Genomic DNA, 24272 nt, shown 5'->3' on the forward strand with positions numbered 1-24272 from the left:
CCTCCTGTTGTTGGACTAAAAACCTATTGAAACCCGGCTTCCCGGAGTGCAGCTTCGTATCTCTTTCGCTGCTCGGGCAACCTCACGCCCAAACCACCAATCCAGTCATCAATTTTGAAGTTCGGACTGTCCTCGAGGGCGTAGTTTTTGTATTCCTCGGCTTTCTCGCGCTCACCAAGCATTGCCCAGCATGCAGCGATCAACCTTGCTGCCGCACGCGGATTTTGCATCTGCTGCAACAGCGCCAATGCTTCCTCGTGACGCTCCAAGTTGTGCAAGGCACCACCTCCCACCCAATAATAATAGTCTGGGGCCAAAGGGTTGTGTGCGATAGCTTGGTGGATTTTCTCAACAGCCTGCTCTAACCAACCATAATGCGTCAGCGCATCGGCATAGTCGGCCAGAAGGTCTGCGTGCTGGGGATTTATTGTTGATCCCTGATCAAAATACTCAAGACTATCGTCAAATTTGCCCAGATACATGCTGATGGTGCCGAGTTCGCGCAGAGGCCGTTCATCGTCTGGATCAGTGGGAGCCGCGCGCTTTGCAACCTTTTCGCCTTCGATAAGGATGTCCTTGTCGCTGCGCGCCAGCATCAGCCATTCCTTTTGCATCGTGCGGGCAATGCCGCTCAGCGCCGGCACGAAATCCGCCGAGGCGGTCAGCGCGTTCTTGAACGACTGGCGCGATTGGCGCAGCTTCGAGAGATCGAACTTGTCGATATCGCGCTTGCCGACCAGATACCAGTAATAGGCGTTCGGATCCTGGATCAGGCGGTTGTAGCGGTCGAGTTCCGACTTCTCGATGACCGAGACGACCGAGAGGATGATACGGATCGAAAGCTGGCGATATTGCTGCTCGGGCAAGACATAATCGAACTTCTGCTTCTCGGCCCAGACGATTTCCTGTGTCGCCACATCGACAAGCTTGACCGAGAGGAAGCAGAAGCCATCGCGCCGGGTGATCTTGCTGTCGACCACATAGTTGACGCCGAACTGATCGTTCAGCCCACCGAAACTCTCGATCGGCGATTCGGTGACCACCCGCGCCGAGGTATAGGGCGCGAGCACGGAGATTGTGCGCAGGCGGCAAAGGCCGATGGTGATGTCGTCGACCAGCGAGGCGGCAAGCTGCTCCATGGGATCGGCGGCATTGTGATGCATATAGAGCACCATCAGCCGCGGCAGGCCCACCTGCTTGTTCTGTTCTATCTGATGTTTCGCCTGCATTGCGCGCGGCGTCTGGATTTCCAGGCCATTGCCGTTGGAGGGCTGTTGCGCAAGCGGGAGGATCAGGCTGCGGGTCGTTGCGGGCGAAAGCTTGGGCAGGAGTTGCTGGTAAAGTTCGACGGTTTCTTCTTCGGGATCGACGTCGAGATCGTCGCGCAGGCGCTTGGTACATTCGCGGAAGGTGCGCTCCACCTTGGCGATGAGGCCGAGTTGCGAGGCTGTCTGCATCAGGGTGCGGTAGCCGACTTCCTGGTAGGGGTCGATCTCGATGAGCTTGCGCGCACATTGGCGCTTTTCATCGATGCTGACGCCGACAGGCTGGTTGACCATGCCGAGCAGCATCGTGATCATGTCGTCGCGCAGGCGCACGCGCTCGATGTCGAGCCACTCGTCGAAATCGGAATTCTGCGGCTCGTTGGGCGCAAGCAGATCGCCCTTGTAGAGCTCGCAAAGGGCAAGGACGGATTCGATATCGCCCCGGCGCGCATTGTTGATGTATTCGAGAAGGTCGATGCTCAACAACTCCGCCTTCACCTGCGACAGGTTGAGGTAGACGTAGGTTGCATCGCCCTGAATAAGGTTCAGGCCGTACTGTTCCTGGAACTTGCGGATGCGGGCGAGACTTTGCCTCAGGTTCATCGATGCATGGGCCTGATCCGTATCGGACCAAAGCACCTGCGAGAGCTTGCCGCGCGAGACGGAATGGCTGGCATTGACGAGCAGCAGATAGACGACGATGCGAAGGAAATTTGCGGGGACGCGCGGCACAGGCTGGCCGCCCAGACTAACAGTCGCCTCTCCAAAAACCGTCAGTTTCATTCTATGCTAAACCCCAGATTTTATTTGCTTTTCTGTATGCCGTTGCCCTGTCGCCGTAGTTGTTGCCATGCTTCTTATAAGCTAACTCTACTATAGCTTGAAGTAGTTCACTATAGGGTCTCTACGACAAAAGTCTAATAAATAGGAATTAAGGTTTCCCTGATTCCAACCCAATTTCTTTGATGAATTTCTCCTAACCGCCCTGATTTCCCAGCATGTTCGCCCCTAAAGGCCCCGTGTGGACTAAATCAGTGGCAGCGCGGCTCTACCCGACAATGGCGGGTTTATATGACAATAATACTGCAACCGCAAATATTGATTTGCCAAAGTGAAACCGATTTCTTTCAACCTCAAGCTTTCATGCGATTGTAAAACTTTGCCCATCCAAGCGCTTGAGAACGACCGAAAGCTTTACCGGATCCGGCAGTTAGCTTTCGCGCTCTTTCGTGCGCAAAGGGAAACCCTGCAACTATCCAAAGGTTCCACCGATAAAGATTGCGCTTGCAATTTCTGGTTTCGCGTAGTTGAAGGCGGGACAGAGGATCGGACCAGCATGAGTTTCAAATACCCCGTCAAACGCACTGCCGATTGGCACAAGCAGGGGAGCGTGCCTGTCGTCCGGAAGCTGAAATCCTACTTTCGGCACGCGAAATCCAAAATCGGGGTTCGCGTGAACGACCCGAAGCTTGTGCGGCAATCCGGGCCGCACCATCCGCTCTTAGAACACGATATACCGGCGATCTGCGTCGTCAGGAACGCCAACAACTACATCCGTTCGTTCCTGCGCTATTACCGCTCGCTCGGCGTCACCCGCTTCATCATCATCGACGACCGCTCGGTTGATGGCACGACCGCGGCGCTTTCCAACCAGCCGGACGTCGATCTCTACAGTTCGGAGTTCGAGTACAAGGATACCGATCGCGGCAAGGACTGGCGCGATGCTTTTTTCGACATATATGGCCGCAATCGCTGGTACCTGTCGCTCGACGCCGACGAATTTTTAGTCTTTCCGGGCTCGGAGAGCCGCTTGATCCGCGATTTTATCGGCGATCTTGAACGCGCCGGCATGTCGCGGGCGCATTGCCCGATGATCGACATCTATCCGGCGGGCTCGCTGAGCAGCGGCGTCTTCGTCGATGATGGCAGCAAATGGCCTTTCGAGGTCTCATCCCACTTTGACGGCGATGGCTACACGGTCAAGCACGAGCGCTACGGCAGTGCGTTGCGTGGCGGCCCGCGGCAACGTCTGTTTGGCCGCGACATGCGCCTGTCGAAGTTTCCATTGCTGTGGGTCGATGACGCAACGCATTACCGCCTCGGAAGCATCCATGGACCGGCGCCATCGATGCGAAATTTCACGCCGATCACGGGTGTCCTGCTGCACTACCGCTTTTCATCCGACTCCATCGACGAATTTCGCAAGATAGTCGAAGTTGGCGGCCATGCCGATGGCGGCGCCCATTACGGCGCCATTCTCGCCTCCCCGCATTTTTCTGAAGACTTCTCGCTCGCCTACCCCGGGTCACTGCGCTTTAGCGGTTCCGAAGACCTCGTCGAACGCGGCTTCATGCTGGATTTGCGGGGCACCGCATAGTACTGGGGCAGCCGGTCATAGGGTCATTCGCGGGGAGACAGTCGTTTTGCCACGACATTGGCGCGGATGGGTTCGAAAATCGGGGATGTCACAAAAGAAAAGTGGTGCCCAGACGCGGATTCGAACCACGGACACGCGGATTTTCAATCCGCTGCTCTACCAACTGAGCTATCTGGGCACTTCAGGGCTTTTCCGTTGTCCGGCAAAGCTTGTGGACGGGGTTGGCTTTCCGTCAGAAGCGCGTGGGTTATAACACTAAAAATCATCCTGTCCAGCATCAACTCGCGAATTTTTTGCCGTTTTTCTGCCTCTTGCCAAGGGCATGCATTGATGCGTTTGTTGATGGCATTGGAGACGGGATTCGCAACACATGGTCGAGATGGGGGAGAAGTCCGCCAAGGCTGGGGCCTTTGGCTGGGGAATTATTGGCAGCGGGGAGAGCGCCCGCCGTTTCGCGTCCGATCTTTCGCTGCTTCCCGATGCGGCGCTCATCGCCAATCATTCGAGAATGCTCTCCAGCGCTGAAAAATTCCGCGAGACTTTCGGCAGCGTATCCGCCTATGCCGACCTTGATTCGTTCATCGCAGATCCCGCCATCGACGCCGTCTACATCGCAACACCGAGCTCGCTGCATCTCGCACAGGCGCTGAAGGCGCTGCGTTCGGGCAAGCCGGTGCTGATCGATAGACCCCTTGCCCCTTCGCACACGGAAGCCGCCGTTATCCAGCGCGAAGCCGCACGCGGCAATATCCTCGCCATGGAAGCGTCCTCGGCGCGCTTCCTGCCCGCTGTGATTGCGGCCAAGAAGAAGGTCGATGCCGGCGAAATAGGTGCGGTACGGCGGATCACGGCCGAGCTGTCGGTATTGCACGCCTTCGACGCCGAAAGCCGGTTCTTCAACCGCTCGCTCGGCGGCGGCGCCGGGCTCACCTTCGGCACCGATTGCGTTTCGCTCGCCATGCATTTCCTGGGCCAGCCGCAGAAGGTCTCCGGCCTCTGGCACGCCGCGCCCAACGGCGTGGATATGCGCTGCGAAATTGCTCTGCACTACGATGAGGCGGAAGCCAGGCTATCCTCAGGCCTCGATGAGGATGGAGCCAATCACTTCGTCATTGAAGGCGCCAAAGGCGCGATCCGGATCGACGCGCCATTTACCGGCGCGCGCAGCCTGACCACCTTTCATGGCTTTGCGCTGACGCCGCCATTCGGGCCCCTGCCGGCAACGCGCGGCGTCCTCGGCAACCTCCTCGCCCGGCTGCCTATTCCCGGGCGGGTGATCGAAGATCACCCCTTCTCAGGCACAGGTCTGCAATTTCAGACAATGGCGGTCATGGCGGCCATACGGGCCGGCAAGACGGGCGCTGAACTCATGCCGCTTGCCGACAGCATCAATGCCCTTCGCGCCGTCAACATCGTGCTGTCGCAGCCGGCAACACAGCGCATCATAAAGCTCTGATCAATCCTCGCCGTCGCTGTCGTCGGCGCTTTCGACCGCCGGCAGCACATAGGCGCCGGTCAACCAGCGGTTGAGGTCGACATTGCGGCAGCGCGCCGAACAGAAGGGATAATGTTCGCGGTGCGGCGGGCGCTTGCATTCGGGGCAAGGACGCGTCGGCCGAAGCGGCATGACCTTGGCTGTGCTCTTGTTATCGTCAGTCACGGGATCCGATCCCCTCAATGACCTGAATTCTGCCAATTGGCATAGACGGGGTAGCCTTCGCCATGCAAGAGGCTCGCGGTCTCATAGAGCGGCAGGCCGACCACATTGCTGTAGGAGCCGACCAGCTTGACGACGAAACCTCCGGCGAGGCCCTGGATGGCGTAGCCGCCGGCTTTGCCGCGCCACTCACCTGACGCAAGATAACTCTCCAGTTCCTCGCGCGAAAGACGCTTGAAGCGGACGCGCGTCTCGATGAGGTCCTGGCGCTGCTTGCCCTTCGGCGTGATCAGGCAAAGCCCGGTATAGACGCGGTGGGAGCGGCCGGAGAGAAGGCGAAGGCATGCGGTGGCGTCATCGAGGATTTCGGCCTTCGGCAGGACGCGCCGTCCTACGGCGACCACCGTATCGGCGGCGACGATATAGGCTTCACCGAACTCGGCATCGCCCTTCAACTCCTCGGCGATCCGCTCCGCCTTGATGCGGGACAGGCGGCGTGCCAGCGAGCGCGGGTGTTCGGCGCGCAGTGGCGTCTCGTCCACGTCGGCAGGCAGCAGGCGGTCAGGTTCGATGCCGATCTGGCCCAGCAGGGCAAGACGACGCGGCGAACCGGACGCAAGAACGAATTTTGGCTGATCGCTCATCAAGGCATTTCCTGCGGACGGGATCCGGGCCGATTACTTGAAGCGGTAGGTGATGCGACCCTTGGTCAGATCGTAGGGGGTCATTTCGACAAGGACCTTGTCGCCGGCAAGAACGCGGATGCGGTTCTTGCGCATGCGGCCTGCCGTGTGGGCGATGATTTCATGATCGTTTTCAAGCTTGACGCGAAACATCGCGTTGGGCAGCAGTTCCGTCACGAGGCCGGGAAATTCTAGTACTTCTTCTTTCGCCATGCGTAGTTCTATCTCCGAAAGGGCAATTTGTGGTCGTGCTCGACCGCAATTTTGGGCGGAACCTATAGTATTGCGCGCCATTTGTGAACAACGGAGTTCAGCAAATGCACGCAAGGGTTTGGCGGGTCAGTTCGCCGCCTTGAAACGTTCCTCGATGTGGCGTTTCAGGTTGTTGCGCACGTCGCGATAGGCATCGAGAATCTGGGTGCGGCGCCCGCGTACGAGCGTCGGATCGGGCGTCGGCCAATATTCCACATGCACTGACGTCGTCCGGGTCAACTCAAGTGCCATATGGTGCGCCTTGGGCGACAATGTAATGATGAGGTCAAAATAATGATCCTCCAGTTCCTCGAAGGTCCGCGGCTGGACAGCAATGCGCTTGAGGCCGATCTCCGCCAGAACTTCATCGACGAAATGATCGGGCTCGCCCTTCTCGACGCCCGCAGAGGCAACATAGACGGAAGAGGGCAGAAGGCTGCGCGCAAGCGCCTCTGCCATGGGCGAGCGGATCGAATTCTGGCCGCAGATGAACAGCACCGCGCCTGGCATCGCGGATTTGGCGGGCCCTTCATCGTCCGGCAACTGCTCCGGACCGACGGGCGTCGGTTCGCCTATCCCCGCCAATGCAGCACACAAACCAGGGTGAAGATGCGGCGCGCGGTATCAAAATCCACCTCGATCTTGCCGCTCAGGCGATCCATCAGCGTCTGCGAGCCCTCATTATGCAGGCCGCGCCGCCCCATGTCGATCGCTTCGATCTTGCTCGGGCTCGCCGAACGAATGGCTTCGTAATAGCTTTCGCAGATCATGAAGTAGTCCTTGACCACCTTGCGGAGCGGCGTCAGCGACAGGATGTGCGTAACGACATCGTCGCCGTTTTCGCGCGCGATCGCGAAGATCAGCCGCGATTCGACCAGCGACAACTTGAGACGGTACGGCCCGGGACCCTCGTCGTTTACGGGACGAAAACTGTTCTCCTCGATCAAATCGAAGATCGCAACAGCGCGCTCATGCTCGACATCCGGTGTCGAACGGCCGATCGTCTCGTCCAGTTCTACATCGATCAGCCGTGCATCGGTATCGCCCGTTGCTGTCATTATCGTCCTAAAGGTTCAACCGGATCGCTACCGATCTGCCATGCGCATCAAGTCCTTCCGCGCGCGCAAGCTCGATTGCGGCCGGGCCCAGTACGCGCAACTGATCGGCGCCAAGCTTCAGGATGGAGGTTCGCTTCATATAGTCAAGCACTGAAAGACCGGACGAAAAGCGTGCCGACCGCGCCGTTGGCAACACATGGTTCGAGCCCCCGACATAATCGCCGATGACTTCGGGCGTATGACGGCCGACGAAGATCGCGCCGGCATTGCGCACGCCTGCGAGAAGCTTTTCCGGCTCGGCCGTGGCAATCTCGAGGTGTTCGGCGGCGATCCGGTTGACGAGGGGGAGCGAGGCTTCGAGATCGTCTACCAGAATCACCGCGCCGAAATCGCGCCAGCTCGCGCTCGCGGTCTCCCGGCGCGGCAGGGCAAGGAGTTGCCGCTCGACCGCTGCAGTGACAGCTTCGCCGAAAGCGGCGTCGTCGGTGATGAGGATCGACTGCGCGGCGCTGTCATGTTCGGCCTGGGCCAAAAGGTCAGCCGCGATCCATTCCGGATCATTCTCCTTGTCGGCAAGTATCAGCACCTCCGATGGACCAGCAATCATATCGATGCCAACCGTGCCGAAGACACGGCGCTTGGCGGCGGCCACATAGGCGTTGCCCGGACCTACAATCTTGACCACAGCCGCGATCGTCTCGGTGCCATAGGCGAGCGCTGCGATCGCCTGCGCGCCGCCGACGCGATATATTTCCGAAACGCCCGCAAGCCGGGCCGCAACGAGGACGAGCGGATTGAGCTTGCCATCCGGGGACGGCACGACCATGACGACGCGCTCGACGCCGGCGACCTTGGCCGGAACGGCATTCATCAACACCGAGCTCGGGTAGCTCGCGGTGCCGCCTGGAACATAGAGCCCAACCGATTCAACAGCGGTCCAGCGCGAGCCGAGTTCGACCCCGAGCTCATCCGTGTAGCGATCGTCCTTGGGCAACTGGCGCGCGTGGTGGGAGTGAATACGGTCGCGCGCGAGCGTCAGCGCTTCCACGGTCACTGCCGGCGCCGAGGCAACCGCGGCATCGATCTCGGCCGGCGAAATTGCAATGCCATGCGTTGCGAGATCGATGCGATCGAAACGCCGGGAATATTCGATCAGCGCCGCGTCACCGTCGGCGCGCACGCGCTGAATGATCTCGGCAGCCGCGCGGTCCACATCTTCCGAGACCTCGCGCTTGGTGGAAAGGAAGGCAGAAAACGCCGCCTCGAAATCCGGTTGCGACTGCTTGAGGACAATGGCCACGTCAATTGCTCCTTTGCCGGTCAGGCATCATGGTCGGGCTTGAACGGGGTCTCCCAGGCGCCGCCAAGGTCGGTGAGTTGCGCCTCGATGGCCTCGACTTCGACCCGCAGGGCCTTGCCGGCGGCAAAGGTCAGCTCGACCTCGCCCGACGGCGCGTCGCCGACGATAAAGCGGATCGCCAGCAGCGACAGGATGTCATCCTTGTACTTGCGATCGATCCCCGTGGCCTTGACGCTCATGACGCGATCGAAAAGGACGGCCGTCCGGCGACGCTCGAAGCTGCGATGGCGCTTGCCGTCGGCGGCGAGTTCCCAGACGAAGCGATTGACGGCGAGAACGAGCTTTTTCTCGGCGGTAAGGTAATCGATATCGCTCACCTTGAGCACGGAATCCTGCAGATGCGCGGAAAGAATCTGCAGATCTTCCTCATCGAGCGCGATGAGTTTCAAAGTGTCCATGTCTACCCTATGCACAGCTTAACCGAGGCGCGGCACCGTCCCGGCGCCGCACACCCTTTCCTGTTAGAGGAAAGTGCGGACAAATGGAATTACAGACTTGGCAAAATCCGGAGCGAGTTCGGATCGAGACCCTGCGCCACTGATCGCGACGCCTAGTCGCTGATGCGTTGAACCTCGGCGCCGCAACGGGTGAGCTTCTCCTCGAGCCGCTCGAAGCCGCGATCGAGGTGATAGACGCGGTTGACGACCGTTTCGCCCTCGGCGGCAAGGCCAGCGATGACCAAGGACACGGAGGCACGCAAGTCGGTCGCCATGACGGGTGCGCCCTTCAGCCGGTCGACACCCTCGATCTTGGCCGTCTGGCCTGAAAGGGAAATCCTGGCACCGAGGCGCGCCAGCTCCTGGACGTGCATGAAGCGGTTTTCGAAGATCGTCTCGGTAATGTGCGACGTTCCCTTCGCCTTGGTCATCAGACCCATGAACTGCGCCTGCAGATCGGTGGGGAAACCTGGGAACGGCTGCGTCGTCACATCGACGGGCATGATGCCGTGGCCATTGCGAACGACGCGCAGGCCGGAATTTGTCTCGGAGATTTCTGCACCTGCCTGGCCAAGCGTCGTCAGGGCCGCCTGCAGGAGGTTCGCGTCGGCGCCTTCAAGGATGACGTCGCCGCCGGTCATGGCAACGGCCATCGCATAGGTGCCGGTCTCGATGCGATCAGGGATGACGCGGACGCGCGCGCCCGAAAGGCTGGTGACGCCCTCGATGGTGATCGTCGCCGTCCCGGCGCCACTGACCTTGGCGCCCATCGCATTGAGGCAGTCCGCAAGATTGACGACTTCTGGCTCCTGCGCGGCATTTTCGATGATCGTGTCGCCCTTGGCGAGCGTCGCCGCCATCATCAACACGTGGGTCGCGCCGACGGAAACCTTGGGGAAGGCAAAGCGCGCGCCGACGAGGCCGCCTTTCGCAGTCGCCTTGACGTAGCCGTTCTCGATTTCGATGTTGGCGCCGAGCGCCCGCAGGCCATCGATGAAAAGATCGACCGGACGCGTGCCGATGGCACATCCACCCGGCAGCGATACGGTGGCGGTGCCCATGCGGGCGAGCAGCGGGCCGATCACCCAGAAGCTCGCGCGCATTTTCGAGACGAGTTCGTAGGGAGCTGTCGTATCGACGATATGGCGGGCGCTGAAATGAATGGTGCGGGAATAGGCGCCGTCCTGGCGCTCGCGCCGGCCGTTGACGGAATAGTCAACGCCATGATTGCCGAGGATGCGGATCAGCTGTTCGACATCGGCGAGATGCGGGACATTTTCGAGCGTCAGCGTATCATCGGTCAACAGCGAGGCGATCATCAGCGGCAGGGCCGCATTCTTCGCGCCGGAAATCGGAATGACGCCGTTGAGCTTGTTACCGCCAACAATCTTGATGCGATCCATATCTATCACTTTCGCGGGAAAGTCCCCGTCCTAACGTTTGAGCCCCATGCGGAGCCGGTTGCTGTAAACCATCCCACGGAATGGTTCAAGAAAGGCTTATGACCGGTTTCCGGTCAATCATGGTCCCCTTTGGAGGAACCGGCAGGTTTTTCCGCGGCCGCGACAATCCCCTCGTCCCGGTCGTCGGCGGCGCCGGCGCGGCGCGAACGCGCCTGTTGCTTGCGCCGTGCAAGATTGGCGCGAAGCTCATCCGAGCGTCGCTTCTCGCGACTTAATTGTTCGCGATTCGGGTTTTTCGACGACGAATTCATGTCCTGTCCCACATATCCCGGACGAATAAGGTGCCAATTTATCCACAAGCAGACGTGGCTTAGGCGCCTTATGGATAATCGGGTGCAAAAAGATTGCGATTGCTTGCTTGCGATTTCACCAATGATATGGCAGAAGTCCGCCGCGTTCGCAAATCGGCTGCGGTAGCTCAGTGGTAGAGCACTCCATTGGTAATGGAGAGGTCGAGAGTTCAATCCTCTCTCGCAGCACCAGCGAATCGCTCATCAACTCCCACATCCTTCCCTCCTTTATTGGCTTAGAAACTTGTTGACGATTGCAGTCGCTGGAAAGCTACCGCGTGTCGATTATGAGGGGTTGGAACAGCTAGGGACGAACAACAACGCTGCTTTGATCACAATGGGTCCCCTCGGCCCGTTGGATGGGCGCAGCCAGATGCAACATATTGAGTAAGGACCGAAGAATGTCCGGAGCGACGGCTCGGCGCGAACAGCGACCTTGGCCGCTGTCCAAGGTCACCCTCGGTGAACCAAAAAGTCTACTGTCTGGCATCCAGCAATGCATTGACCTGACCAATCTGGTCGTCCGTCAGGGTCCGTCCGAAATCCGACTCGAGCCGCGATACGGCGTCATCGAGCGCATGATCGCGCATAACGGGGTCTGCCAATGCCAAGGCTGCTTCTCGGTTTCGCTCATAAGTTGCAATCTTGCCAACCGAGGAATTCGGCGCCGCCCGTTCCCGCGCCCGCGCCGAAGCATGCGCCGCATTCAACGCGCCAAGCGTGTTATCGTCATCGTCGTCAACGACGAAATCATCGCTAACCTTGACCGAAGCCTTCTGCAGCTTGGACTTGTCGTGTTGAACCTTCGATTTATCATTGGAGCTGGCTGTTTTGGCGTGACTGGACGCCTTGGACTGGCCCGACGATTTGCCGCCGTGATTTCCGCTGTCGCCCTTGCCGTTGCCGCCCTTGCCGCCATTTCCATGACCGCCGCCGTTGCCCCCATTGCCATTGCCACCCTTGTCGGCGAAAGCTTGTCCCACCAAATTGTATTGGCCGGTGGCCGTTCCTGCCAAAACCAACCCTAGACAAGCGGTTGCAACGAGACCGAACTTGAGCTGCTTCATATTCCACCTCCTGATATGCGACCCTATGTCAACTCAACGTGCGTTTGCGGCCCGAGTGTGGCAGGAACCGCCCGAATGCGATCAAATAGGATTTCAAGCGCTTACAACCGCGCCTTCTTCGAACCCCAGCGCAATCCGTCCATCAGCAAAGAGACGAGGCGGCGCGATTGTTCGCGCCATTCAGGGGTGTCCGGCGCCGAATATATGCCTGAGAGCGCCTGCAGGAGGTCGGCGCTGTTGATGTCGCTGCGGATCGAGCCATCGGCCACCGCCGCGTCTACAAGCTTGCGCAAGGCCCCCGCGACCATTCCGGACGTATTGGCGAAAACTTGCGAATTGCCGTCGAATAGAATGCGCAAGCTATTGGCCATGCCGCGCTTGGCGGCGATGTAATCGACGAAACGCTGCATCCATTCGCCGAGCGCCGCATCCGGCGCGTTATGGATTGCGAGTTCGTCCGCGGCGGCGCATAACCCTTCGACCTCCCGCCTGTAGACGACCTCCACCAGATGTTCGCGCGTCGGGAAATGCCTGTAGAGCGTGCCGATGCCGACGCCGGCCTGCCGGGCAATCTCCTCAAGCGAAGCGTTGCCGCCGCGCTCGGCAAAGACATGGCCGGCAATCTCGGCCAGCTTGTCGCGATTGCGGCTGGCATCGGCGCGCAGCGGCCTCGGTGCCTTTGTCTCGATCGCTTTCTCCGGCGGGGATATTCCCTTTCCCAATTGTCGAACTCCAAAAATACAAAGCTGGGGCTTGAACCACCCTCGGCCAACCGCTATGTTTCAAAAACGGAGGCACCTCCGATTATAGCGTGATCTCTGAACTAATACCCTATCTGGACCCGTCGTGTCATGTTTTTTGGGCTTTTGCTCGTGGAACGTCCGGCGACCCTCGGGACTTACTGTCGTCAGAACGGAGTCAAGACGCCGATGACAAATCAAATCAGCCTCAATCTCGACATTAACGGCAAGTCGCGGCAAGTGACAGTTGAGGCGCGCGTGACGCTGCTCGACGCCTTGCGCGAACATCTGGAACTGACCGGCACCAAGAAAGGCTGCGATCACGGCCAGTGCGGCGCCTGCACGGTGCATGTGGACGGCGAACGCGTCCTCTCCTGCCTTACGCTCGCCGCACAGGTCGAAGGCAGCAAGATCGAAACGATCGAGGGCCTTTCCGCGCCCGGCGACACGCTGCATCCGGTACAGGCCGCGTTTCTCGAGCATGACGCCTTCCAGTGCGGCTATTGCACGCCCGGACAGATCATGTCCGCAGTCGCCTGCATTCGCGAGGGTCATGCCGGCTCCGACGATGAAATCCGGGAATACATGTCCGGCAACCTCTGCCGTTGCGGCGCCTATCCGCACATAGTCGATGCCGTGCGCGAAGCTGCAAAGGAGCTGTCATGAGGGATTTTTCCTATGTTCGCGCCGCTACGATTGACGAGGCGCTAAGCGCCGCCGCAATGCCGGCGACAATGCTGCTTGCCGGCGGTACCACCCTGATCGACCTTGCCAAATGCGGCGTGGCCGAGCCGGAGCGCGTTGTCGATATAAGCCATCTCAAAGGCCTCGATGTGGTGCGCATCGACGGCGAGGGCGCCACGATCGGCGCACTCGCGCGCATGAGCCGCGTTGCCGAGGACCCTGCAATCAAGGGCGAGTTCCCGGCAATCTCCGAGGCGCTTTGGCAGGCGGCCTCGGCCCAGATTCGCAATATGGCGACGATTGGCGGCAACGTCCTGCAGCGCACGCGCTGCGCCTATTTTCGCGATCCGGCTACATTTCCCAATTGCAACAAGCGAAACCCCGGTAGCGGCTGCGCCGCACTGACCGGCGTCAACCGCTCGCATGCGGTGCTCGGCGGCAGCAACGCCTGCATCGCCACCTATCCTGGCGATCTTGCGGTGGCACTGACGGCATTCGATGCTCTTGTGCATCTCGGCGACCGCCAGGTGCCCGTCGATGATTTCTTCTTGTTGCCGGGCGCAACGCCGGACAAGGAACACGCCATGCGCCCCGGCGAAATCATAACCGCGATCTCGATCCCGGCTTCGCCAGCGGCGCGGCGCTCGACCTTCCTGAAAGTGCGGGACCGGCAATCCTATGAATTTGCCGCGGCGAGCGCCGCCGTCGGCATCGAACTTGGCGGGGATGGGCAGACTATCACCGACATTCGCATCGCCCTTGGCGGAATCGCTACAAAACCCTGGCGCGCGCGGGCTGTCGAGGACGCCTTGCGCGGCACGGCCTTCGAGCACGACGCTATCAAGGAGGCGAGCCGTTTGGCCGTCGAGGGCGCGATCGACCATGGCGCCAACCATTACAAGATCGAACTTGCCCCGCGCGTCGTCGAACGCGCCATCCTCAAGATTGGAGCTGCGGCATGACCATCGTTGAAACCAGAGCAAAGCGTGGGGACGCCGCCGACGGCGCCTTGGGCGGACGTCTGTCGCGCATCGACGGCCCGGCAAAGATAACCGGCCTTGCCGATTATGCCCTCGAGCACCATCCGCAAGGCATGGTACACGCCGTCCTCGTCGAAAGCGCGATCGCGTCGGGCCGCGTCGTTTCCATCGACGCAAGTGCCGCCGAACGCGCGCCGGGCGTACTGCTGGTAATGACCCCCGATAATGCGCTGCCGATCAAATCGGCAACCGACTGGCTCAACACGCCGCCTTCCGATGCGCCCTACGAACCGCTGGCCCGTAGCATCACCTTTGCCGGCCAACATATCGCGGCTGTCATTGCCGAAACCTTCGAGCAGGCAACGGCGGCAGCGGCGCTGGTCAAGGTTTACTACGAAGAGGCGCCGGCGATCGCGGGCCTCGGTGATCCCAAGGCCGGGGACGGAATGCCACTCGACCGGATGACAATCGAATGGGGCGACGCGCATGGCGCGCTTGCGAACGCCCCTATCCGCATCAAGCATGAATACCGGACCCCGCGCGAGTATAATGTGCCGATCGAACCGCATGGGCTCATTGCGGAGTGGAAAGGCGACAGGCTGACGGTCTGGGAGCCCAGCCAGTGGATCGACGGCATGGCGCGGACCTATGCGGAGTGGTTCGACATCCCCTTCGAAAACGTTGAGTTGCGCTCGCCCTATATCGGCGGTGGCTTCGGATCAAAGGCGCTCGCCCTCGAACACGGCGCCATCGCCATCAATGCTGCGCGCATGCTCGGCCGTCCGGTGAAGCTCGCGGTCACGCGGGCGCAGACCTTTACGGCCTATGGCGGCCGGCCGGCGACACGCCAGACGATCGAACTCGGTGCAACGCGCGACGGCAAGCTCGTTTCCATCGTCCAGACAGGCGCCAACGAAACTTCGATGAAAGCCGTTCAAGTCGAGCCGCTGGGCTCGGTGACGTCGATCATGTATGCCACGCCGAATTTCAGTTCGCGCCAGAACGTCGTTCCCGTCAACACGGTGAAGCCCGGCGCCTTGCGCGCGCCCGGCGAGAACCCCAGCGCCTTCGGCATTGAATGCGCGATCGATGAACTTGCCTATGAAGTCGGGATCGACCCGGTGCAGATTCGACTTCTCAACTACGCCGAGGAAGACCCGCATGCCAGGAAGCCGTGGTCGACCCGCCGCCTGCGCGAAGCCTATGCGGCCGGAGCGGAGGCCTTCGGCTGGAGCGCGCGCCAGCCAAAACCGCGTTCGATGCGCGAAGGGAATCAGCTCATCGGCTACGGTGTCGCAGCCGGCACGTACCCCGTACGACGCACCCCAGGCGAAGCACTGGTGCGTATCCTTGGCGACGGTTCCGTCGAGGTCGCCAGCAGCGGCATCGACATGGGCCAGGGCACCTATACTATCCTGGCGCAAACGGCTGCCGAGGCAATCGGCGTTCCAGTCGAGACAGTGCGGGTCAAGCTCGGCGACTCGTCGCTGCCCCGGGCGCCCGTCGCTGGCGGTTCGCAGTTCGCCAACCTGATCACCGGCGCCGTGCACAAGGCGGCGCTCGCCGCACGCGACGAGTTGATCGGTCTCGCCATCAACGATCCAAATTCGCCGTTCCGCGACCTCCAGGCGAATACGCTCATTGTTGAGAACGGCGTAATATCGTCGCCGCGCGATACCGGCGCCGGCGTCGGCATTGCTGAAATCATGCAGCGGACGGGCCGCGAGCGGATCGAAGCTCTGCGCGATACGTTGCCGGAGAACCTGCGCAACGAGAAAGATCATTTCCGCAACTTCACCACCATCACGACGATGCTGTCGCCGACCGATGGCGACTACTCGCTGCACAGCTGGTGCGTCCACTTCGTCGAGGTGCGGGTCGATGCCGATTTCGGCACCGTCCGGGTGGCGCGGATGGTCTCGGCGCTGGACTCGGGCCGGCTTTACAATCCGAAGCTCGCCGAAAGCCAATGGAAGGGTGGCATCATCATGGGCATCGGTCAGGCCCTGCTTGAAGAAGGCATTGTCGATGCGCGCAACGGGCGGGTGATCAACAATAATCTCGGGGACTATCTCGTGCCGACCAATGCAGACATTCCGGACCTCAAGGTGATCTCGGTCGGCATACCCGATACGCACGCATCGGTGCTCGGCGGCAAGGCGGTGGGCGAACTCGGCATCGTCGGGGTCGCGCCGGCCATCGCCAATGCGGTCTATCACGCTACGGGCGTAAGGGTGCGCGATTTGCCGATTACAATGGACAAGCTGACTTGAAGGGGGCCGCTGCGGCGAGCTACGGATCGCGTTGATACTTCTATTGACGCTCCCGTTGCCCTGCCCTTCATGGATCCTCGGGACAAAAGCCCGAGGATGGCCTGGGCGGACCCGGAGGGGGCATGGTGACTGTTTCAGTCAGCTCCCAAACCGCCCCAATTCCTGCTTGAACCGATCGATCAGCCAGTTCGAGGCCGGTCCGAGCGGCCGGTCGACAGGGTAAATAGCCAAGAGCGGATACTCGGTCTCGGGATAGGGTTCGAGATCGAGCTGCACCAGCCGGCCGGCGGCGATATCATCATTCACCATCCATTTCGGCAGGCCGCCCCAACCGAGGCCGGCCACGGTGAGATCATATTTGGTGCCGACGTCCGTCAGGCGCCAGATCTTGTAGGCAAACACGCCGAAATTACGCCCCTTGGTCTGTTCGCTAAGATCGGTAATGACCAGTTGCGTATGATCGCGAATAAAGGAAAGCGGGACCGGCCCCTCATAAAGCGCAAGCGGGTGGCTCGGTGCCGCAACGGGAGTCATGGCCGTCTGGCCGATTTGCACCAGCACAAGTTCGTCATGGGCGTTGAGAGGTGGACCGGCGATGCCGAAATCCGCCTGTTTCTTCAGTACCAGATCCCAAACCATGCCGAGCGCGCCGACATGAACGCGCAGGCTGACTGTCGGAAACTGTTCCTGGAACGCCTTGAGCACGCATGTCATCACCGGCGACGGCAACGACACGTCTATGGCGACGGCAACCTCGGCTTCGAGGCCCATTTTCAGTCCTTCGACACGTGAACGCAGGCTCTGCAGCACGGATACCATGCGCCGCGCATCCTCGAGCATGGCCTTACCGGTTTCCGTCAGGCGGGGCTCGCGCGTTCCGCCGCGTTCAAACAATTGCAGTTCCAGCTGCGCTTCGAGATTGGCGATCGTATAGCTGATCACCGACTGCGAGCGATTGAGCTTGCGCGCCGCAGCCGAAAAGCTGCCGGACTCCGCAACTGTCACGAACACCTGAAGCTGGTCGAGCGTCGGATTTGCCTGCATTGCCTGACCTATCGATCTATTAGATGGAATTGATCGATATTTTCCCAGTTTTCTAAATGGATGTCGAGCACCAAATTACAATCATCAGTTCTCACCCGAGAATATCAATTGAAGGAACTTAGGCTATGTCTTCCATTCTTCTCGTTACATCGAGCCCCCGCGGTGCCGCTTCGCATTCGACGCGCGTCGCTACCGAACTTGCCCAGAAGCTGCAGGCCAAGACGCCCGGCAGCGCCATCGTCAAGCGCGATCTTGCCAGCCAGCCGCTGCCGCATATCGATGCGGACTATTCGTCGGGCATTTACACCCCGGTCGAATCCCGTTCGGAGCGTCAGCAGAGCGTCGTTGGCGTATCGGATGCCATCGTCGATGAACTGTTTGCCGCCGATAGCATCGTTATCGCCACGGGCCTCATCAACTTCAACATTTCTTCGACGCTGAAGGCCTGGGTCGATCATATCGCCCGCGCTGGCAAGACGTTCAGCTATGGCGCTGAAGGCCCCAAGGGCCTGGTCACAGGCAAGAAAGTCTATATCGTCATCGCTTCGGGCGGTGTCTATTCGAGCGGTCCGGCAGCAGCATTCGATCATGCGGTACCTTACCTCAAGACTGCGCTTGGCTTCCTGGGCATGACCGATGTCGAAGTCATCCGCATCGAGGGCGTCGCGATGGGTCCTGATGCAGAAGCCAAGGCCGTATCGTCGGCTCTCGACCTTACCAGCGACCTGGCGCTTGCCGCCTAAGGGTAATGCGCTGATCGCGAAAGAGGCGGGCTTTTGGCCCGCCTCTTTTTTTGTACAAAATTTATTTGGTCAGGACTTTCGCAAGGTCCGCTCGGCGTCATCAAGACGCCTAAGCTGGTCGAGAAGACTTTCCGGGACAGTTTCATCAACCTTGTAGATACCTGCAGCTCGTATCGCCGACCTGTAGGACGACTGCGAAATCTGCCGTCTCAAAATCTGCGAGAGTTCTTTTTCGTAGGTACGGTTTCGGCCGTCCATCAATCAAGCTCCAACTAGTGCCTCGTTGAAAGAACAACCGTTCCCCAAGAAGAAGGTTCCCCTTTTCAAGCCTTAAGACTTCAATGGCAATGTGTCGCGGCGCCGCAGGCCTACGCGTCGTACGATCTCTGGGAACCGCTGACCACTACCTGGCGTTGTGCTCAACGTTCATAATGGTTGGAGACAGCGCTTGTTCGAAACGTTTCATTACCTGAATACCCTGCCGCTTTTCCCACATGCCTTTGCTTTGGCGGTGGCCTATATCCTTGCCTTTCCCATCGGGTGGGAGCGCGAACAGGAGGAGCGAAGCGCCGGCCTGCGGACCTTCCCGCTGGTAGCGCTGGCGAGTTGCGGATTCGTGCAAGGCGCCGAACGTCTGATGACGGACAATCCCGAAGCGCTGGCGCGCATCGTTGAGGGTCTTATCACCGGCGTCGGATTTATCGGAGGCGGGGCAATCCTGCAGGGCAAGAACTCGGTACGCGGCACGGCGACCGCGGCGAGCATCTGGTCGACTGGCGCCATCGGCGTTTCGGTGGGGCTCGAAAGCTACGATGTCGCGATTATCATATCCGTGCTGACGCTTCTCACGCTGCGCCTCATGCTGCCGCTGAAGAAGGAGCAGAAAGAAGATTGATACGTCGTCTTCAGCCCTTATTGTTGCGGTGCTGCAGCGCCTTTTCCCATTTCATTGCCGACTCGACGATCGCATCGAGATTGTCGAGCTTCGGCTTCCAGCCGAGGTCGAGGCGCGCCTTGCTGCTGTCCGCGACCACGGAGGCCGCGTCGCCGGGACGGCGTACCGTCAACCTTGCGTCGATCGGCTTGCCATGCACACGCTCGACACTCTCGATGACTTCCTTGACGGAAAAGCCGCGTCCATAGCCGCAATTCGCCACCATGCTGCTGCCACCCGAACGCAGGCGCTCCAGCGCCAGGCGATGTGCCGCCACGAGGTCGCTGACATGAATATAGTCGCGCACACAAGTGCCATCCGGCGTTGCAAAATCGTGTCCGAAGATTTCCATGTACGGGCGCTTGCCGAGCGCAGTCTCGCAGGCAACCTTGATCAGATGGGTGGCGCCGCGCGTAGATTGACCGGTGCGTCCCTTGGTATCGGCACCGGCGACGTTGAAATAGCGCAGCGCCGTATAGTGGAAATCATGGGCGGCGGCGGTATCGCGCAGCATCCATTCGGTCATCAACTTGGATAGGCCATAGGGCGATTCCGGATGGGTCGCTGCATCTTCGGTGACCGGCTTCATGCCCGCGTCGCCATAGACGGCCGCGGTGGACGAAAAGATGAAGTTCTTCACGTCCGATTTTACCACAGCCTCGATCAAGGCCCGCGACTTGCAGGTATTGTTCTCGTAATAGGTGAGCGGGTCGCGCACGGAATCGGGCACCACCACTGATCCGGCAAAGTGGATCACCGCATCGACATAGTTGCGCTCGATCGTCTGGCGAACGAGGCTCTGATCGGCGATATCGCCGACGATCAGTTTCGCCTCGGGCGGCACAGCCCACTCAAATCCTGTTGAAAGACGATCCAGCACGATGACGGAATCGCCAGCATCGAGCAATTCCCAGACCATATGGCTGCCGATATATCCGGCGCCGCCGGTCACAAGCACGGTCATTGACACAGCCCCTTGGTCCCCATTTTGTTGCCCAGAGTTGATCTTGTCGCATCAAGTCAGCCGTTGAAAGCTAATCATCGAGCCAATGTGATGCAACTTACGTGGTATGCGGACAAAGGGAACCGACAAAATGTGAGTAAGGTGAACGCCCGTTCCCGGCGCCGCGACTTTGCGCCCGACATCACGCGATGTCTTCGACAATTTTTGCCGGCTTCAACATTTAGGGGTTAGAGTTTCGTTTAAACCGTGGCAAATTGACCCTCAACTCACAATAGATTTTGCCAGGCAAAAACGGTACTACGTTCATGATACAGGAGCAATTCATGGACTATCGTCGGTTTTTTGAAGACGCGATCGACCAGTTGCACGCTGAAAAGCGCTACCGGGTCTTTGCCAATCTGGAACGGATCGTGGGTCGTTTTCCGCGCGCGATCTGGCGCGACGAAGGTACGCAACGCGAAATTACGGTCTGGTGTTCAAACGATTATCTCGGCATGGGCCAGCATCCGGACGTGATTGCAGCGATCCATGACGCGTCGAGCCGCATGGGCTCCGGCGCTGGCGGCACCCGCAACATTTCGGGCAATAACCATCCGCTGGTTGAACTCGAACATGAGCTGGCCGACCTTCACCAGAAGGAAGCAGCCCTCGTATTCACCTCCGGTTTCGTGTCGAACGAAGCGTCGATCTCGACGATCGCGCGGCTTCTGCCGAATTGCCTCATACTTTCCGACGAGCTGAACCACGCCTCGATGATCGAAGGCGTGCGGCGCTCGGGCGCGGAAAAGAAGATTTTCCGTCACAACGACCTTGCTCATCTGGAAGAGCTGTTGAAAGCGGCGGGCAAGGAGCGCGCCAAGCTCATCGTCTTCGAATCCATCTACTCGATGGACGGCGACATCGCCCCCGTTCAGGCAATCGCCGACCTTGCCGACGAATACAACGCCATGACCTATATCGATGAGGTTCATGCCGTCGGCATGTACGGCAACCGGGGCGGCGGGATCACCGACCGAGAGAACCTGTCGGACCGTATCGACGTCATCGAGGGCACACTCGCGAAGGCGTTCGGAACGCTGGGCGGCTATATTGCCGGCCCAAAGACTGTCATCGACGCTATCCGGTCGTATGCACCGGGCTTTATCTTCACGACCGCACTGCCTCCTGTAATTGCAGCCGCAGCGACGCAATCGATCCGGCACCTCAAAGTGTCGCAGGAAGAGCGCCGCATGCACCAGTGCCAGGCAAAGCTGACCAAGGACGTTCTCGCCCAGGCCAATCTGCCCGTGATGAAATCGGAAACGCATATCGTTCCGATTCTCGTTGGCGATCCTGAACTCTGCAAGAAGGCCAGCGACCGGCTGCTGCAGAAGCACGGCCTCTATATCCAGCCGATCAATTATCCGACCGTCCCGCGCGGCACCGAACGCCTGCGCATCACCCCGACGCCGTTCCATTCCAACGAACTCGTCGTCGAGCTGAAGGACGCGTTGGTCGAGGTGTGGACCGCGCTTGGCATTCCTTTCTCCAAGGACAGCGAACCCGCCATCGAAACGAGCGAGCGGGTCGTAACGCTCGCTGTGTCAAAGGCCGGCGGCTGATTGCATCTGGGTGCACGCAAGTGGACCGGCGCGTGAGCGCCGGTTTTTGTTTGTCGTTCAGCGCGCGACGAAGCGGGCGAGGAACGGCACTGAGAAGGCGATCATCAGAAATCGCACCACATGATGCGAAGCCACGTAGGATGGATCGACGCCGAGGGAAAAGGCGATCACGGTGAGCGCCTCGAGCGCACCCGGCGCAAAGGCAAGCGCTATCTGTGCCGGGTGAATGTCGAGAAGCAGCCAGACGACCAGGGCGGCGACGAAGGACGCTGCCGTTCCAATCAGGAAGGCAAGAAGCGCCGCCGGCAGATAGCGCATCAATTGGGTTCTATGTTCTGCGCCGACCCGCGAGCCTATTAGCACGCCGAGCACGATAAGACCGATATCGGCAATCGAGCGTGGCACGACGGCTGTCACGATGGACGTAGCATGCAGGATACCGCTGGCAAGCAAGGCGCCGAGCATCATGCCTCCAGGAATGCGGCTGTAATAGCCGAGCAAGGCGCCGGCGCCGCCGCAGACGAGGAGGATGACAGCCTCCTGAATGGTCCAGTCATAATTGACTGCAACGACGACATGCGGGGCGTTCCTTGCGATGACGGCCAGAAGCGGCGCCAGGAACCCGATGAGAAGCAACAGGCGCACGCACTGGATGACGGTGATTTTCACCATGTTCGCCGAGGTGCCCATCGCCGCGACGAGGACAAAGGAAAGTGCGCCCGGAAGCGCCGAAAAGAGCGCCGTCGGACCGTCCCAGCCGAAACCCTTGCGCAGCATGAGGTAAGTGAGTGACGTCACGAGAACGAGCGCCACGAAAAGCATCAGGAAGCTCACCGGCCACAGCACCATCTGGTCGAGGATGCCGGGCGAGACGCCCGAGCCTGCCTGAATGCCCAGCGAAAAGAAGACGAAGCCGCGCAGCCGGTCCGGAATATAAATTCTTATCCCCGACAGCGAGGCCGCCGTAACGGCTATGGTCGAACCGAGCAGGAACGGAATCGGCAGGTCGATCAGCCAGGCGGTCAAGCCGCCGGCCGTGGCTATCAGCAATGAAAGAAGGGTGGCTTTGATCTTGTCGAGATGAACGGGGTTCGGCGTCAACGTTTCCGGATCCAGTCTGCGAGGCGGTCGGCCGCCTCCTCGACCTGATCGATCCGTCGGGCGAAGCAGAGCCGTAGAAAGGCGGCGCCACCATTGCCAAAAGCGGTCCCTGGCGCAAGGCCGACTTTAGCCTCATCGACAATATCAAAGGCAGCGCGATAGGAGTCGCTGATGCCGTCTATACCGAAAAGCAGGTAGAACGCGCCTGCGGGCGGCGACAGCCGTACCCTTCCCGTCGCCGCGAGCTTGGCACAGAGAATATCGCGTGCCTTGTGGGCGCGCTCGACCTGCATGCGAATGAAGTCGTCGCCTTGATCGAGCGCGACAACGGCGCCGCGCTGCATGAATTGGGCAACGCCCGACGTCGAATACTGGATGAGATTTTCGATCGTCTTGCCAAGCGAGGGGTGAACTACCATCCAGCCGACCCGCCACCCCGTCATCGCCCAGTTCTTGGAGAAACTGTTGACGAAGATGATGCGCTCATCGGGATCCATGATGTCAAGGAAGGAGGGCGCGCGGCGGGCGCCGTAATAGAAATGCGCGTAAATTTCGTCGGCAACGATCCACAATCCGTGCTGACGGGCAATGCTCAGGATTTCCTTCAGCGTATCGATGTCGGCGGTCCAGCCAGAAGGATTGGAAGGCGTATTGATAAATAGCGCCTGGGTTCGCGGCGTGATGGCATCGCGTATTTTCTGGGGATCGAATCCCCAACCGTTGCCCGTGAAATCCTGCGTCACCGCCACAGGGGTTGCGCCGGCAATGCCCGCGGCGGCGGCAAAATTAGGCCAGGCCGGAGAGAGATAGATGACTTCGTCGCCCGCGCCGGCCGTTGCCTGGATTGCAAGCTGGATCGACTGCATGCCCGATCCGGTAATATAGAAATGCTCGACCGGCAGATCCGCATTGAAATGGCGTTTGTAGTACGCCGCGAGAGATTGGCGCAGTTCCGGTATGCCGGCCTGCCAGGTGTAAAAGGTCTCGCCATTGGCAAGGCCTGTCGATGCGGCATCGCGAATGAAATCGGGCGTCGGAAGATCGCCCTCGCCGGCCCAGAGCGGGATGACGCCCTCCTGGCGACGACCATGATTCATGACGGCAACGATGCCGCTCTCAGGGGCCACCGCTGCTTCATGCCGCAATTGCTGAACGAGGTTCATTATTCGTGTCTCCAGTCTGCCTGCCGCAGACCTATAACAACGAATTCTGTTTCGCACGTGGATATTTGTGATGTTTCCATCATCGCAAGTGATGGGCTCCCGCCACCGTTATGGCGGGAGAGGCTTCGGTTTCGAC

Annotated in this window: 25 protein-coding genes and 2 tRNA genes; 9 read left to right on the plus strand and 18 right to left on the minus strand. The window is 59.9% G+C overall.

The features are described 5' to 3' along the window. Positions 1–23 precede the first annotated feature (23 nt). A complete protein-coding gene (locus BR48_RS0105030) occupies positions 24–2048 on the minus strand; it encodes a BTAD domain-containing putative transcriptional regulator (RefSeq protein ID WP_027230305.1) in 2025 nt (674 codons plus the stop codon). A gap of 553 nt (positions 2049–2601) precedes the next feature. Between BR48_RS0105030 and BR48_RS0105035 the strand changes: the two genes are divergently transcribed. Further along, positions 2602–3642 (plus strand): glycosyltransferase family 2 protein, encoded by a 1041-nt coding sequence (locus BR48_RS0105035; protein ID WP_051614548.1) that lies wholly within the window; start codon positions 2602–2604, stop codon positions 3640–3642. A 102-nt stretch (positions 3643–3744) separates the two neighbouring features. Here BR48_RS0105035 and BR48_RS0105040 read toward each other — a convergent pair. After that, positions 3745–3820, minus strand: a tRNA-Phe gene (locus tag BR48_RS0105040). 192 nt (positions 3821–4012) lie between these two features. On the opposite strand from BR48_RS0105040, the gene BR48_RS23840 reads away from it, so the two are divergent. Further along, positions 4013–5098: a Gfo/Idh/MocA family oxidoreductase gene (locus tag BR48_RS23840; protein ID WP_051614550.1), complete on the plus strand. Its 1086-nt coding sequence runs from the start codon at positions 4013–4015 to the stop codon at positions 5096–5098. On the opposite strand, the gene yacG is transcribed toward BR48_RS23840, so the two are convergent. The 9 genes from yacG to BR48_RS25750 all read right to left on the minus strand — a co-directional run bounded on the left by yacG (position 5099) and on the right by BR48_RS25750 (position 10803). Beyond that, the gene (gene yacG, locus BR48_RS0105050) at positions 5099–5302 is read right to left on the minus strand and encodes a DNA gyrase inhibitor YacG (RefSeq protein WP_027230307.1); all 204 of its coding nucleotides are present in this window, start codon (positions 5300–5302) and stop codon (positions 5099–5101) included. Positions 5303–5316: 14 nt separating this feature from the next. After that, positions 5317–5943, minus strand: a complete 627-nt coding sequence (locus tag BR48_RS0105055; RefSeq protein ID WP_027230308.1) for a Maf-like protein — start codon at positions 5941–5943, stop codon at positions 5317–5319. Positions 5944–5976: 33 nt separating this feature from the next. Beyond that, entirely contained in the window at positions 5977–6195 is a 219-nt protein-coding gene (gene infA / locus BR48_RS0105060) for a translation initiation factor IF-1 (protein WP_008122731.1), read from the minus strand. Positions 6196–6321: 126 nt separating this feature from the next. Next, positions 6322–6744, minus strand: a complete 423-nt coding sequence (locus tag BR48_RS0105065) for a low molecular weight phosphatase family protein (protein WP_051614812.1) — start codon at positions 6742–6744, stop codon at positions 6322–6324. A 62-nt stretch (positions 6745–6806) separates the two neighbouring features. Next, positions 6807–7292: a UPF0262 family protein gene (locus BR48_RS0105070; protein WP_027230310.1), complete on the minus strand. Its 486-nt coding sequence runs from the start codon at positions 7290–7292 to the stop codon at positions 6807–6809. Positions 7293–7299: 7 nt separating this feature from the next. Continuing rightward, positions 7300–8592: a histidinol dehydrogenase gene (gene hisD / locus BR48_RS0105075; protein ID WP_027230311.1), complete on the minus strand. Its 1293-nt coding sequence runs from the start codon at positions 8590–8592 to the stop codon at positions 7300–7302. Positions 8593–8612: 20 nt separating this feature from the next. Continuing rightward, positions 8613–9050 carry a DUF2948 family protein gene (locus BR48_RS0105080; RefSeq protein WP_027230312.1) on the minus strand — a complete coding sequence of 146 codons (438 nt, stop codon included), beginning with the start codon at positions 9048–9050 and terminating at the stop codon, positions 8613–8615. A 152-nt stretch (positions 9051–9202) separates the two neighbouring features. Further along, positions 9203–10492, minus strand: coding sequence for a UDP-N-acetylglucosamine 1-carboxyvinyltransferase (gene murA, locus BR48_RS0105085; RefSeq protein ID WP_027230313.1), 1290 nt, complete (start codon positions 10490–10492; stop codon positions 9203–9205). Between the two features lie 113 nt (positions 10493–10605). Further along, positions 10606–10803: a hypothetical protein gene (locus BR48_RS25750; protein ID WP_081815761.1), complete on the minus strand. Its 198-nt coding sequence runs from the start codon at positions 10801–10803 to the stop codon at positions 10606–10608. A 156-nt stretch (positions 10804–10959) separates the two neighbouring features. On the opposite strand from BR48_RS25750, the gene BR48_RS0105095 reads away from it, so the two are divergent. Next, positions 10960–11034, plus strand: a tRNA-Thr gene (locus BR48_RS0105095). 284 nt (positions 11035–11318) lie between these two features. Here the strand turns inward: BR48_RS0105095 and BR48_RS23845 are convergent. After that, positions 11319–11909, minus strand: a complete 591-nt coding sequence (locus tag BR48_RS23845) for a hypothetical protein (RefSeq protein WP_051614552.1) — start codon at positions 11907–11909, stop codon at positions 11319–11321. 101 nt (positions 11910–12010) lie between these two features. Next, the gene (locus tag BR48_RS0105105) at positions 12011–12631 is read right to left on the minus strand and encodes a TetR/AcrR family transcriptional regulator (RefSeq protein ID WP_051614554.1); all 621 of its coding nucleotides are present in this window, start codon (positions 12629–12631) and stop codon (positions 12011–12013) included. A gap of 207 nt (positions 12632–12838) precedes the next feature. Here BR48_RS0105105 and BR48_RS0105110 point away from each other — a divergent pair, with 207 nt between their 5' ends. Genes BR48_RS0105110 through BR48_RS0105120 form a run of 3 tightly spaced genes read left to right on the plus strand, consistent with a single transcriptional unit; the run spans position 12839 to position 16586 of the window. Beyond that, positions 12839–13315, plus strand: a complete 477-nt coding sequence (locus BR48_RS0105110) for a (2Fe-2S)-binding protein (RefSeq protein WP_027230315.1) — start codon at positions 12839–12841, stop codon at positions 13313–13315. Next, positions 13312–14295 carry a xanthine dehydrogenase family protein subunit M gene (locus tag BR48_RS0105115; protein ID WP_027230316.1) on the plus strand — a complete coding sequence of 328 codons (984 nt, stop codon included), beginning with the start codon at positions 13312–13314 and terminating at the stop codon, positions 14293–14295. Before BR48_RS0105110 ends, BR48_RS0105115 begins: the two co-directional genes overlap by 4 nt. After that, positions 14292–16586 carry a xanthine dehydrogenase family protein molybdopterin-binding subunit gene (locus BR48_RS0105120; RefSeq protein ID WP_027230317.1) on the plus strand — a complete coding sequence of 765 codons (2295 nt, stop codon included), beginning with the start codon at positions 14292–14294 and terminating at the stop codon, positions 16584–16586. The genes BR48_RS0105115 and BR48_RS0105120 overlap by 4 nt, the downstream gene beginning before the upstream one ends. A gap of 138 nt (positions 16587–16724) precedes the next feature. Here BR48_RS0105120 and BR48_RS0105125 read toward each other — a convergent pair whose 3' ends face one another. Further along, complete coding sequence (locus BR48_RS0105125) at positions 16725–17630, minus strand: LysR family transcriptional regulator (RefSeq protein ID WP_027230318.1); 906 nt, start codon at positions 17628–17630, stop codon at positions 16725–16727. A 125-nt stretch (positions 17631–17755) separates the two neighbouring features. On the opposite strand from BR48_RS0105125, the gene BR48_RS0105130 reads away from it, so the two are divergent. Then, entirely contained in the window at positions 17756–18373 is a 618-nt protein-coding gene (locus tag BR48_RS0105130) for an FMN-dependent NADH-azoreductase (protein WP_027230319.1), read from the plus strand. A 69-nt stretch (positions 18374–18442) separates the two neighbouring features. On the opposite strand, the gene BR48_RS0105135 is transcribed toward BR48_RS0105130, so the two are convergent. Continuing rightward, complete coding sequence (locus BR48_RS0105135) at positions 18443–18631, minus strand: hypothetical protein (RefSeq protein ID WP_027230320.1); 189 nt, start codon at positions 18629–18631, stop codon at positions 18443–18445. 190 nt (positions 18632–18821) lie between these two features. Here BR48_RS0105135 and BR48_RS0105140 point away from each other — a divergent pair, with 190 nt between their 5' ends. Next, positions 18822–19268, plus strand: a complete 447-nt coding sequence (locus BR48_RS0105140; RefSeq protein ID WP_051614557.1) for an MgtC/SapB family protein — start codon at positions 18822–18824, stop codon at positions 19266–19268. Between the two features lie 10 nt (positions 19269–19278). On the opposite strand, the gene galE is transcribed toward BR48_RS0105140, so the two are convergent. Beyond that, entirely contained in the window at positions 19279–20271 is a 993-nt protein-coding gene (gene galE, locus BR48_RS0105145; protein WP_027230322.1) for a UDP-glucose 4-epimerase GalE, read from the minus strand. A gap of 323 nt (positions 20272–20594) precedes the next feature. Between galE and hemA the strand changes: the two genes are divergently transcribed. Continuing rightward, positions 20595–21872 (plus strand): 5-aminolevulinate synthase, encoded by a 1278-nt coding sequence (hemA, locus tag BR48_RS0105150; RefSeq protein WP_027230323.1) that lies wholly within the window; start codon positions 20595–20597, stop codon positions 21870–21872. Between the two features lie 57 nt (positions 21873–21929). Here the strand turns inward: hemA and BR48_RS23850 are convergent, their stop codons facing one another. Both BR48_RS23850 and BR48_RS0105160 read right to left on the minus strand, forming a co-directional pair. Continuing rightward, positions 21930–22973 (minus strand): AbrB family transcriptional regulator, encoded by a 1044-nt coding sequence (locus tag BR48_RS23850; protein WP_051614559.1) that lies wholly within the window; start codon positions 22971–22973, stop codon positions 21930–21932. After that, on the minus strand, positions 22970–24136 hold the full coding sequence (locus BR48_RS0105160) for a pyridoxal phosphate-dependent aminotransferase (protein ID WP_027230324.1): 1167 nt from the start codon (positions 24134–24136) through the stop codon (positions 22970–22972). Before BR48_RS0105160 ends, BR48_RS23850 begins: the two co-directional genes overlap by 4 nt. Positions 24137–24272: the final 136 nt, after the last annotated feature.

It is taken from the genome of Phyllobacterium sp. UNC302MFCol5.2 (assembly GCF_000686005.1).
GTDB classification, from domain to species: Bacteria; Pseudomonadota; Alphaproteobacteria; order Rhizobiales; family Rhizobiaceae; genus Phyllobacterium; species Phyllobacterium pellucidum.